Source organism: Micrococcus sp. Mcc28, from assembly GCF_024519775.1.
GTDB classification, from domain to species: Bacteria; Actinomycetota; Actinomycetes; order Actinomycetales; family Micrococcaceae; genus Micrococcus; species Micrococcus luteus.
Genome location: NZ_JALJRH010000010.1, coordinates 21,566 through 32,482, shown reverse-complemented (window position 1 = coordinate 32,482; position 10,917 = coordinate 21,566). Strand labels below are relative to the sequence as shown.

Sequence of the window (10,917 nt, the reverse complement as noted above, 5' to 3'; positions counted from 1 at the left end):
GTCAGGCCTCGAGCTCCATGACGGTCTTGCCGATGCGGATGGCCGTGCCGGGGCCCACGGGCAGCGCGCGGGTGACGGGGGCGCCGTTCACGTAGGTGCCGTTCGTGGAGCCGAGGTCCTCGAGGAACCAGCGGGTGCCCTGCGGGAACAGCCGGGCGTGGCGGCCGGAGGCGTAGTCGTCCACGAGCACCAGGTCGGCGTCCTGGGCGCGGCCCATCAGCAGGGGACGGCCCTCCAGGGCGATGGTCTGCCCGGCCTTCGGGCCCTCGACCACCCGCAGGGTCCGGGACAGCCGCGGGGCCGGCGTCGTCGGCGCGGACGCGGCGGGGGCCGGCGTCGACGCGGGCGCGGGGCGGTCGACCGCGGACGAGCCCGCCCCGGCGGCCCCGGCCGCGGGCACCGCGGTGACCAGGCCGGCGTCGCGCTGGGCCTGCTGGAGGCGTGTCTTGTTGCGTCGGCCGACCACGAGGTCGCGGCCCTGCGCCATGACGATGGAGATGATCAGCACCCACAGGGCCAGCAGCAGGCCCATGCGGAGCACGGCGACGGCGAGCTCGCTCATGCGCGGCCCCCCGTCCCGCCGAAGAACAGCAGCTCGGTCTGGCCGACGGTCACCACGTCCCCGTCGCGCAGGGTGACGGAGCCGTCCACGCGGCGGCCGTTGACGAGCACGCCGTTGCGACTGCCCAGGTCCAGGAGCGTGACCGTGGAGCCGACGGTGAGCAGGCGCAGGTGTTCGCGGGACACCGAGGAGTCCGGGATCACGAGGTCGGCACGCTCGGCCGAGCGGCCGAGGATGAGGTCGTCCCCGTCCAGGGGGAGCATGCGGCCGTCCAGCTCGAGGGCCGGGCCGGCGGGCCCGGTCACGGGGCGGCCCATCACGACGGTCGGCTGGTCGGCGTGGGCGGGGGCGGCGGGCGCGGTCGAGGCGGCGGCCCGGCGGGGCGCCGGACGGGGCCCGACGCGCGGGGCGGGGGAGGGCTTGCGGGGCGCGGCCGCCGGCAGGTCCTCGACCAGTCGGTCCGGCGCCGCGGCCGAGGCTCCCGGGCCGTGGGCGGTGGCGGGCGAGGCGCCGTCGTCGTGGGGGGCCGGGGCGGTGAGCGAGCCGTCGTCCAGGCGGGTGACGACGCGCAGGTCCCCGGCGCGCACGTCCGCGTCCGGGTGGAAGGCGACCCGGACCGTGCCGGGCAGCGCATAGCCCTGGGAGTCGGCGTGGCGGATGACCTCGTCGCACAGCTCGCTGGCGAGGGTGGACCCCCACGAGCGGGCGCGCTCGAAGTCGGCGGGGGAGAAGTGGACCACGTAGCTGTTGGGCGCGACCGTGTGGCCCTCGGACAGCGCGAACGACTCGTCGTCCATCGCCTGTCGCAGGGCCGAGGCGATCTCCACCGGCTTGACCGCCCGCGGACCGCCGGCCGAGAAGGCCGAGCGCACGGCCCGCTCCAGGCCGCGTTCGAGGTTGTCCAGAAGTCCCACGACGGGGCCCCTTTCCACAGTTGTCCGTCCCGATACTACGGGCCGGGCTGGGAGACCGCCGAGAACAGCGGGATTCTGCGGGGTGGAGCGCGGGTGGGAGAGGTGCCGGAGGGGCGAGCTGCCGGCGTGGCGGGGACGCGGGGGTGGGCGTCGGGGCCGATTTGCACGCCCGGGCGGGCGGGGGTTAGAGTATTCCTCGCTGCCTGTGACGGTCGCCGGATGCCCGGAGCCGAGAGCAGGAAGCCGCTCGCGCGAGTGGCGGAATTGGTAGACGCGCTGGCTTCAGGTGCCAGTGTTCGCAAGGACGTGGGGGTTCAAGTCCCCCCTCGCGCACCGAGGACGAAGGCCCCGGAACCGTGTGGTTCCGGGGCCTTCGGCGTTCCCGGGCTGGTCCCACTCACCCGTTGGGGGCGGTTTCGGGCGGTATCCACGCCGAATACCGCCCGAAACCGCCCCCAAACGCCGCGGGGTGGGCCGGGCGCGGGGCCGCCCGCCCGACGTCGGCCCTCACGGCTTGACGCACACCACCGGGACGCGGGCCTCCAGGATGATCTGCTGCGCGGCCGATCCCAGCAGCAGCTTGCCCACGGGGGAGCGGTGCTTCACGCCCACCACGATCCGGCTCGCGCCCACGCGCTCGGCGTGCTCGAGCAGGTCGCCGACGGCGTCCCGGCCGCGCTCCTGGGCGTGCGCCACGGACACGCCGACGCCGGCCTCGCGTGCCTCCGCCTCGTCCGGCTCGGTCCCGTCGAGGGAGAACCAGACCACGTCCTCTCCGCGCAGGGCCGCCTCCGCCAGGGCGGCCCGCCAGGCCGCGGCGCTCTCGGGGGTGCTGGTTCCGGTGCTGATGATCGTCATGGGGACCACTGTGCGTCATGGGCGCGGTCCCCGTCACCACCCGGGCCGGTTGTCGTCGGTCACTCTGCGGACGCGGAGCGCACGCAGCCTCGTCGCGCTGTTACGGTGACCTCCACCACTCGCACCTGTCCCCGGCGCCACTCCCTGGCGGCGGGGTGTCTCTGTTAGGAACCGCCATGTCCTCCACCTCCCCCGACGGCCCCCCGCGCCGACGCACGGGGATCGGCCGGATCGTCTTCAGCGTGATCGCGGTGCTCACCGTGCTCGCGGCCTCCGCCTTCTCCATCCGCTCGGCCTCGGGAGGGAACGACATCCGCACCAACCTGACCCTCATCGCCCCCGCGGCCGCCGGCGGCGGCTGGGACTCGTTCCAGCGCGAGCTGCAGCAGACCATGCGCGTCAACGGGCTGGTGAACAACGTCCAGGTGGTCAACATCCCCGGTGCCGGCGGCAACATCGCCCTCGGCCAGCTGACCACGCTCGAGGACGCGAACAACCTCATGGTGGGCGGCACCGGCCAGATCGCCGCCCACGCGGCCCGTGGCACCGGCCCCGAGCTCTCCCAGGTCACCGCGGTCAGCCGCGTCGTCGAGGAATACAGCCTCGTGGTGGTCCCGGCGGACTCGCCGTACCAGAGCATGGACGACCTGGTGAGCGCCTGGCGCGCCGACCCCGCCCACGTGGCGTGGACCGGCGGCGGCTCCTTCGACCAGCTCGTCATGGCGGACATCGCCCGCACGGCCGGCGTGCCGGTCGCGGACACCACCTACATCCCGTCCGACGGCGGCGGCGAGGCCATCCAGGCCCTGCTCAACGGCACCGCCCAGGCCTCCGCCGGCGGCTTCGCGGACATCTACCCGCAGGTCGAGGCCGGCCGACTGCGCGCCCTCGGCGTGGTGGCGGCCGAGCCGCTGGCCGGCGTCGAGGAGATCCCGACCCTGCGCTCCCAGGGCTACGACGTCACGCTCACCAACTGGCGCGCCCTGTTCGTGCCGCCGGGCGTCTCCGCGGAGGAGCGCACCGAGCTCGAGACCCTCATCGCCGAGGCGGTCGACACCCCCGAGTGGAAGGAGGCGGTGCAGCGCAACTACTGGAACCCCGTGCCCCTCTCCGGCACCGAACTCGAGGAGTTCATCGCCGCCGAGAAGGAGCGCATCGGCACGCTGACGGAGGAGATCAAGTGAGCCACGCATCCACCGTCCCCCCCGCCGCCGACGCCCCCTCCCGCTGGGGACGCGCCGCCGGGCTCTCCGGACTCGTCATGCCGGCCGTGCTGGCCGCGTTCAGCCTCTACCTGCTGCTGGGGTCCCTGACCATGGACACCGACGGCGCCGACTTCCCCGGCCCGGACTTCTTCCCGCTGATCCTCTCGGTCGCGGGCCTCGTGATCGCCGCCGCGCTCGCGGTGGAGGTCGTGCGCGTGCGCCAGGCCCCCGAGGGTCAGGCCGACGCGGACGGCGAGGTCGGCCAGGCGGCCGGCCCGCTGACCCTGTTCCACTCGGACTTCGGCGCGCTGGCCTGGTGCTTCCTCGGCTTCCTCGCGTTCGCCGTCCTGCTGCCCTGGCTGGGGTGGATCCTCGCCGGGGCGCTGCTGTTCTGGTGCATCACGCGCGCGTTCGGTGCCCCGCACCCCGTGTTCGACATCCTCGTCGCCCTGTTCGTCTCCTCGCTGGCCTACCTCGGCTTCGCGGTGGCCCTGGGCCTGACCCTGCCCTCGGGCATCCTGGGAGGTGGCTTCTGACATGGAGACCCTCGGACTCCTCATGGAGGGCTTCGCCGGAGCCCTCACCCCCATGAACCTGCTCTGGGTGGTGCTGGGCTGTCTGCTCGGCACCGCGGTCGGCGTGATGCCCGGACTGGGCTCCTCGATGGCCGTGGCCCTGCTGCTGCCCATGACCTTCGCCCTCGAGCCCACCGCCGCGTTCATCATGTTCTCCGGCGTGTACTTCGGCGGCCTCTTCGGCGACTCCACCATGGCCATCCTCATGAACACCCCCGGCCAGGCCTCGGCCATCGCCTCCACGTTCGAGGGCCACCGCATGGCCCAGAACGGCCGGGCGGCCCAGGCCCTGGCGACGGCGGCGCTCGGCGCCTTCATCGGCGGCATGGTGGCCTCGGTGTGCGTCGTGTTCCTCGCCCCCGTGCTGGCGGAGTTCTCCACGAGATTCGGCCCCGCGGAGTACTTCGCGCTCGCGCTCTTCGCGTTCGTGGCCACCTCCTCGGTGGTCGCCGACTCGGTGCTGCGCGGCCTGGCCTCTCTGGTGCTGGGACTGGGCATCGCCGTCGTCGGGATCGATGCGGTGACCGGCACCGAGCGCTTCACGATGGGCTCGCCGCAGCTGTTCGACGGCATCCCGCTGGTGACCGTCACGGTGGCGATCCTCGCGCTCGGCGAGGTGTTCCACGTGGCCTCCCGGGTGCGCCGCGAGCACGAGGACCTGCGCATCCGCCGCACCGGCCGGCCGTGGCTCTCGGGCGCCGAGTTCCGCGAGGCCGCCCCGGCGTGGCTGCGCGGCACGGCGATCGGCCTGCCGTTCGGCATCGTGCCGGTGGGCGGCTCCGAGGTGCCGACGTTCCTGGCGTACTCGGCCGAGCGGCGCCTGGACCGGCGCCGGGCGCATCCGCAGTTCGGCCGCGGCGCGATCCGCGGGCTGGCGGCCCCGGAGGCCGCGGGCAACTCGACCACCGGCATGGCGATGGGCGCGCTGCTCACGCTCGGCCTGCCCGTCTCCGCGACGGCGGCCATCATGCTGGCGGCGTTCCGCCAGTACGGGCTGCAGCCCGGCCCCCTGCTGTTCGACCGCAGCCCGGACCTCGTGTGGGCGCTGCTGGCGAGCTTCTTCATCGCGATGATCGTGCTGCTGGCGATCAACCTGCCGTTCGCGCAGCTGTGGGCCAAGCTCCTGCTCATCCCGAAGCACTACCTCTACGCGGGGATCACGCTGTTCTGCGGGCTGGGCATCTACGCCACCACGGGCGCGGTGTTCGACCTGCTGATGCTGCTGGGGATCGGCGTGCTGGGCTTCCTGATGAGGCGGTACGGCTACCCGCTGGCGCCGCTGATGATCGGCATGGTGCTCGGCCCGCTGGCGGAGACCAGCCTGCGCGACGCCCTGCTCAGCTCGGTGGGCGACCCGGCCGTGCTCGTCTCCACCCCCATCACGTGGGTGATCTACGGGATCCTGGCGATCGTGCTGGCGTTCTCGGTGCGGGCCGCCGTCGTGCGCCGGACGCGTCAGGACGTGTGAGCGGAGGCGGGATCCGCGCCCCCCGAGACAACGCGGGTTGAGTTGTCACCGGTGTGCGGCCTCCGCACCCGTGACAACTCAACCCGCGTTTCTGGTGGGCGGCGGCCCGCTCAGTAGTGGTACGTGTCCGACGGCGCCGTGATCGCGTTGTCCTGGTCCGGGTACCGCGTGGAGTGCACCCCGAACGCGGTGGCCAGCCCGAGGATCTTCTCCGCGCGCGCCTTGCGGGGCAGGTCGGAGCCGTTGCGGATCTCGCCGCCGTCGGCCTCGAAGTCCGCGAGGAACTCGTGGGCCCACGCCAGCTCCTCCTGGGACGGGCTGAGCCCCTCGTTCACGGCCGCGCACTGCTCCGGCGCGAGGCACAGCTTGCCGGTCATGCCGAACTCCGCGGTCACCGCCGTCGCCTCGGCGAGCTTCACGCCGGTGGAGCCCACGGTCGGCCCGTCGATCGCGCCCGGCAGCCCCGTGGCCCGCGCCGCGATCGTGAACTGGGACCGCGTGTACGCCAGCGCCATCGGCGACTCGCCCAGGCCGGTGTCGCGGCGGAAGTCGCCGATCCCGAAGGCCAGCCGGAACGTGCCCTTCGCGGCGGCGATCGAGTCGATCCGCTGCAGCCCGCGCGCCGTCTCCACGAGCGCCACGACGGGCACGCCGGGCAGCCGTCGGGCGGTCTCGTTCACGTGGTCCGTGGACTCCACCATCGCCAGCACGACGCCGGCCAGGCCGCCCTCGGCGACCGGCCCGCCCAGGTGCGCGGGCAGGGCCGCGGCGAGCGCCTCGACGTCCTGCTCCCACCACCGCGAGCCGTAGCCGTTGAGCCGCACCCAGCCGGTGTGCCCGGAGGTCAGCCAGGCGACGGCGTCCGCGCGGGCCTGGTCCTTGTCCTTGGGGGCCACGGCGTCCTCGATGTCGAGGATGACGATGTCCGCGGCCGAGTCCTCGGCGGGCTGGAACCGTTCGGGCTGGGCGGCGTTGACCAGCAGCCAGGAGCGGGCGAGCTCCGGATCGATGCGCTGGCCGGGCACGGGCTGGAACGCGGGGGAGGGGGTGATCGCGGCGGGCAGGGTCACGGTCATGAGGGGCTCCTTCACGGGGCTGGGGCGTCGGGCCGAGGTCGCGGGCGGGGTGCCTCGCGCGGCGGACGGCCGGGGGACGGACCAGGTGGGCCCTGAGCGAGCGGCGTTGGTTCGACGCCGAAGGGCGCCGCGGGTGTGCGGCGCGTCCACAGCACAGTACACGCCACCGTGTCCGACGTCACCCGGGTGGGCGTGGATCTCGGCTCAGAAGGGGTGACGGGTGCGGGGGGAGCGCGTAGCGTTCATCGGGGTCCGGACGACGTCGGCCGCGCAATGGGGCGCGGCCCTCCGCGCGTCGGTCGGGCCGCGACACATCCCTGCCCACCGGACCACGAGGACGCTCAATGACGAGGATCCCCGCCGAGGACGAGGCCGTGACGGCCCCGTCCTCCCCGCTCGACAACGCCCTGGCCCAGCTCTCCGCCGCCGTGAAGACGCTCGGCTACGACGAGGGCCTGCACCAGATGCTCGCCGCCCCCCGCCGCGAGATGGCCGTCTCCATCCCCCTGCGCCGCGACGACGGCTCCACCGAGGTGCTCCGCGGCTACCGCGTGCAGCACAACTTCTCCCGCGGCCCGGCCAAGGGCGGGGTGCGCTTCAGCCTGGACGTGGACCTGGACGAGGTCCGCGCGCTGGCCATGTGGATGACCTGGAAGTGCGCCCTGCTGGACGTGCCCTACGGCGGCGCCAAGGGCGGGGTGACCATCGACCCGCGCCAGTACTCGAAGGCCGAGCTCGAGCGCGTGACCCGTCGCTACACCTCCGAGATCCAGCCGATCATCGGCCCCGAGGTGGACATCCCCGCCCCGGACGTGGGCACGGACGAGCAGACCATGGCCTGGATGATGGACACCTACTCGGTGAACGTCGGCCACACCACGCTCGGCGTGGTCACCGGCAAGCCCGTCTCGCTCGGCGGCTCGCTGGGCCGCGCCTCCGCCACCTCGGCGGGCGTGGTCCACGTGGCGCTCGCCGCGCTCGAGCACCTCGGCATCGAGCCGTCGCGGGCGACGGCGGCGGTCCAGGGCTTCGGCAAGGTCGGCGCCGGCACGGTCGAGCTGCTCGAGGCGGCCGGCGTGAAGGTCGTGGCCGTGTCGGACCAGTACAGCGCCGTGCGCGACGACGAGGGCCTGCACTACGACGCCCTGCAGAGGCAGCTCTGGGACACCGGCTCCGTGAAGGACACCCCCGGCACCGCGTCCATGGACGCGGACGAGCTGCTCGAGATGGACGTGGACCTCGTGGTCCCGGCCGCCGTGCAGTCCGTGCTGACCGAGGAGAACGCCCCGCGCGTGCGCGCCCGGCTGGTGGTGGAGGGCGCCAACGGCCCCACCACGGGCGAGGCCGACCGCATCCTCGCGGAGAAGGGCGTCCTGGTCGTCCCGGACATCCTGGCCAACGCCGGCGGCGTGATCGTCTCCTACTTCGAGTGGGTCCAGGCGAACCAGGCCTACTGGTGGAGCCGTGAGGAGGTGGACGAGCGCCTGAAGCAGCGCATGGTCGCCGCGTGGCAGGCCGTGCTGGCCACCTCCGAGAGCCGCCGCGTGAGCCTGCGCGAGGCCGCCACCCTGACCGCCGTGCAGCGCGTGGCCGAGGCCCACCGCACTCGCGGCCTCTACCCGTGACGGGGGGCGGCCCCGCCGCCTGACCCCGCGCCGACGGCCCGGAACCCCCACAGGTTCCGGGCCGTCGTCGTGGGTGGGCGCGGCCCGATGGGCCCCCGCGGCCCGTGACGTCCGTCTCTCTTTCGAATTTTGACGACCAGGCATGGACAACCCGCCCGGATGATGTTTAAATTTGAAACAAGTTCGGAGGCCACGGAGCCCTCGCCCCCCGCGGCGGCCCACCCCGGACACACCAGACAGATCCGCTTCAGAAGGAGCACCCCATGCACGCCATCACCACCGGAACCTGGAATCTCGACGCTGCCCACTCGGACGTCGACTTCGTCGTCCGCCACGCGGGCATCTCCAAGGTGCGCGGCACCTTCCACGCCGTGGAGGGCCAGCTCGTCATCACCGAGCAGTTCACCCAGTCCTCCGTCGACGTGACCGTCGACGTCGCCTCCATCAGCACCAAGAACGAGGGCCGCGACGCCCACCTGCGCTCCGCCGACTTCTTCGACGTGGAGCAGTTCCCCACCATGACCTTCCGCTCCACCGAGGTCCGCGGCGAGCCCGAGGAGTTCACCCTGGTCGGCGAGCTGACGCTGCACGGCGTCACCCAGACCGTGGAGCTCGAGGCCGAGTTCGGCGGCCAGGACAAGGATCCCTTCGGCGCGACCCGCGTGGGCTTCGAGGCCACCGGCGAGATCTCCCGCAAGGACTTCGGCCTGACCTGGAACGCGGCCACCGAGGCCGGCGGCGTCCTGGTCTCGGACAAGGTGAAGCTCGAGATCGGCGCCGCCTTCGTGCTGCCCGAGGCCGACGCCCAGGCCTGAGCCTGAGTCGACCTCGCGCGTCGAGACCGGGTCCCTCGATGAGGGGCCCGGTCTCCTCGTAGGGTGGGGCCCATGATGGCTTCGAAGACCCCGCACCAGAACGTCACGTTCGACCTGCCCACCAAGGACGCCGGCCAGGACGGCGACCGGACGGGCCACGGCTACCTCGCGCTGCCCGCCTCCGGGAAGGGTCCCGGCGTGATCGTGATCCAGGAGTGGTGGGGCCTGGTGGACCACATCAAGGATGTGTGCGACCGCCTCGCCGACCTCGGCTTCGTCGCGCTCGCCCCCGACCTCTACGGCGGCTGGATCGCCCACGACGGCGACGAGGCCGGCGAGATGATGCAGAACCTGCCCGCCGAGGAGGGCGCCCGTCAGCTCGCCGGCGCCGTCGACTGGCTCCTGGCCCGGGACGAGGTGACCTCGCAGACCGTGGGCGCGATCGGCTTCTGCATGGGCGGCGGCTTCGTGCTCGCCCTCGCAGCCCAGCAGGGGGACAAGGTCTCCGCCGCCGTGCCCTTCTACGGCGTGGGCCAGGGCGTGCCCGGCGACTTCTCCGGCGTCACCGCCGCCGTCCAGGGCCACTACGCCGAACAGGACGACTCCTTCCCCGTCGAGGACGCGCGGAGGCAGGAGCAGCAGATCCGCGAGGAGTCCGGGGCCGACGTCGAGTACTTCTACTACGACGCCCCGCACGCCTTCCACAACGACGAGAACCCCCAGGGCAACCACCGGCCCGAGGCCGCGGCCCTCGCCTGGGACCGCGCGGTCTCCTTCCTGAAGGAGAAGGTCCGCTGAGCGGCTCCCGTGGCGGCCGGGGCGGGAAGTCCCGCGCGAGCAGGGGCGGCCCCGCCCGGTCCACCCGCTCCGGCGGCGGGCGCGGCGTGGCCAAGGGCGTGAAGCCCGCGGGCCGCGCCGGAGGTGAGGGCCGGCGTCGTCCCGCGCCCGCGCCACCGGCCGACCTGCCCGTCCCGCCTGAGACCCTCTTCCTGGCCACCATCCCCGGGGCCACGCCGTCCACGTGGGTGGAGCGGTTCACCACCCGCCAGCGCACGGTGCAGCTCGTCAACCACGACGACGCCGCCCAGCTGGCCCACCTCGCCCACGACGACGCCGGTCAGCCCCGCCACTTCCTGCCGCAGCTGGGCTACGTGCGGCGCCGCCGCGACGTGCCCGCCGAGGAGTTCCTGCGCGCCGGCGGCGTCGACCCGCGGCACGTGCACCTCGTGGGCGTGTACTCCGAGCTGCCGGTGGTGTGCGTGGGCAGGGACCACCTGCTCGCCGCGTGGGACGTGGACGCGGACGGCCCGGTGTCGCCCGCCGAGCTCGACCCGGACGAGGAGCTGGATCCCGCCCGCTTCGCCCCGGCCCCCAGCGCGGAGCCGATGGACGCCGCCGAGCTGCCCGGCGCGGGCGAGCGGATGGCCCTGGAGATCGCCGCGTCCGGCGCCGGCCACGTCGTGCTGCCGATGTCCGTGGCCCGCATGTTCGGCCGCAAGGACGTGATCGTGCTGCCGCTGGCCTCCACCCTCGACGACACCGTGGGCCTGTCCCGCGCCGACCGCGAGGCCGCCGCCACGCGGTCCGCGCTCGCGGACGAGCAGGCGCGGACCGAGGCGGAGGCGGGCGCCGCCGTCGTCGACGGGCCGGATTCCGCGGGTCAGGGCGACGACGACGCCCGCCACCCCGGCTGGGACGTCGCCCTGGCCTGGCTCAAGGCGGTCGACTCGGAGCTCGTGCAGGCGTTCGTGGGGGTGGCGCGCGGGCGAAGGGGCGCCAGCTCGCGCTGAGGGCAGGCCTGCCTATGCTCGGAATGACC

The 10,917-nt window shown here is 73.7% G+C and carries 11 protein-coding genes and 1 tRNA gene; 8 read left to right on the top strand and 4 right to left on the bottom strand.

Features of this window, described 5'->3' with window-relative positions; all coding sequences use genetic code 11:
* Nucleotide 1: 1 nt before the first annotated feature.
* Nucleotides 2–562, bottom strand: coding sequence for an FHA domain-containing protein (locus tag NR073_RS06825; protein WP_044659734.1), 561 nt, complete (start codon nt 560–562; stop codon nt 2–4).
* A complete protein-coding gene (locus NR073_RS06820) occupies nt 559–1,476 on the bottom strand; it encodes a DUF3662 and FHA domain-containing protein (protein ID WP_061873127.1) in 918 nt (305 codons plus the stop codon). Before NR073_RS06820 ends, NR073_RS06825 begins: the two co-directional genes overlap by 4 nt.
* A 249-nt stretch (nt 1,477–1,725) precedes the next feature.
* Here NR073_RS06820 and NR073_RS06815 point away from each other — a divergent pair.
* A tRNA-Leu gene (locus NR073_RS06815) sits at nt 1,726–1,809 on the top strand.
* A 174-nt stretch (nt 1,810–1,983) separates the two neighbouring features.
* Here NR073_RS06815 and NR073_RS06810 read toward each other — a convergent pair.
* Nucleotides 1,984–2,334, bottom strand: a complete 351-nt coding sequence (locus NR073_RS06810; RefSeq protein ID WP_043278910.1) for a universal stress protein — start codon at nt 2,332–2,334, stop codon at nt 1,984–1,986.
* Nucleotides 2,335–2,510: 176 nt separating this feature from the next.
* Between NR073_RS06810 and NR073_RS06805 the strand changes: the two genes are divergently transcribed.
* Genes NR073_RS06805 through tctA form a run of 3 tightly spaced genes read left to right on the top strand, consistent with a single transcriptional unit; the run spans nt 2,511 to nt 5,582 of the window.
* Nucleotides 2,511–3,518 (top strand): tripartite tricarboxylate transporter substrate binding protein, encoded by a 1,008-nt coding sequence (locus NR073_RS06805; RefSeq protein ID WP_020624448.1) that lies wholly within the window; start codon nt 2,511–2,513, stop codon nt 3,516–3,518.
* Nucleotides 3,515–4,075: a tripartite tricarboxylate transporter TctB family protein gene (locus tag NR073_RS06800; protein ID WP_044659842.1), complete on the top strand. Its 561-nt coding sequence runs from the start codon at nt 3,515–3,517 to the stop codon at nt 4,073–4,075. The genes NR073_RS06805 and NR073_RS06800 overlap by 4 nt, the downstream gene beginning before the upstream one ends.
* Nucleotide 4,076: 1 nt before the next feature.
* Nucleotides 4,077–5,582 carry a tripartite tricarboxylate transporter permease TctA gene (gene tctA / locus NR073_RS06795; protein ID WP_044659843.1) on the top strand — a complete coding sequence of 502 codons (1,506 nt, stop codon included), beginning with the start codon at nt 4,077–4,079 and terminating at the stop codon, nt 5,580–5,582.
* A 110-nt stretch (nt 5,583–5,692) separates the two neighbouring features.
* Here the strand turns inward: tctA and NR073_RS06790 are convergent, their stop codons facing one another.
* Nucleotides 5,693–6,658 (bottom strand): CoA ester lyase, encoded by a 966-nt coding sequence (locus NR073_RS06790; RefSeq protein WP_044659844.1) that lies wholly within the window; start codon nt 6,656–6,658, stop codon nt 5,693–5,695.
* A gap of 344 nt (nt 6,659–7,002) precedes the next feature.
* On the opposite strand from NR073_RS06790, the gene NR073_RS06785 reads away from it, so the two are divergent.
* The 4 genes from NR073_RS06785 to NR073_RS06770 all read left to right on the top strand — a co-directional run bounded on the left by NR073_RS06785 (nt 7,003) and on the right by NR073_RS06770 (nt 10,888).
* The gene (locus NR073_RS06785; RefSeq protein WP_256748687.1) at nt 7,003–8,283 is read left to right on the top strand and encodes a Glu/Leu/Phe/Val dehydrogenase; all 1,281 of its coding nucleotides are present in this window, start codon (nt 7,003–7,005) and stop codon (nt 8,281–8,283) included.
* Nucleotides 8,284–8,546: 263 nt separating this feature from the next.
* Nucleotides 8,547–9,098, top strand: a complete 552-nt coding sequence (locus tag NR073_RS06780; protein ID WP_060774527.1) for a YceI family protein — start codon at nt 8,547–8,549, stop codon at nt 9,096–9,098.
* A 72-nt stretch (nt 9,099–9,170) separates the two neighbouring features.
* Nucleotides 9,171–9,896: a dienelactone hydrolase family protein gene (locus NR073_RS06775; protein ID WP_002858216.1), complete on the top strand. Its 726-nt coding sequence runs from the start codon at nt 9,171–9,173 to the stop codon at nt 9,894–9,896.
* A gap of 86 nt (nt 9,897–9,982) precedes the next feature.
* The gene (locus tag NR073_RS06770; protein WP_002858217.1) at nt 9,983–10,888 is read left to right on the top strand and encodes a hypothetical protein; all 906 of its coding nucleotides are present in this window, start codon (nt 9,983–9,985) and stop codon (nt 10,886–10,888) included.
* Nucleotides 10,889–10,917 lie beyond the last annotated feature (29 nt).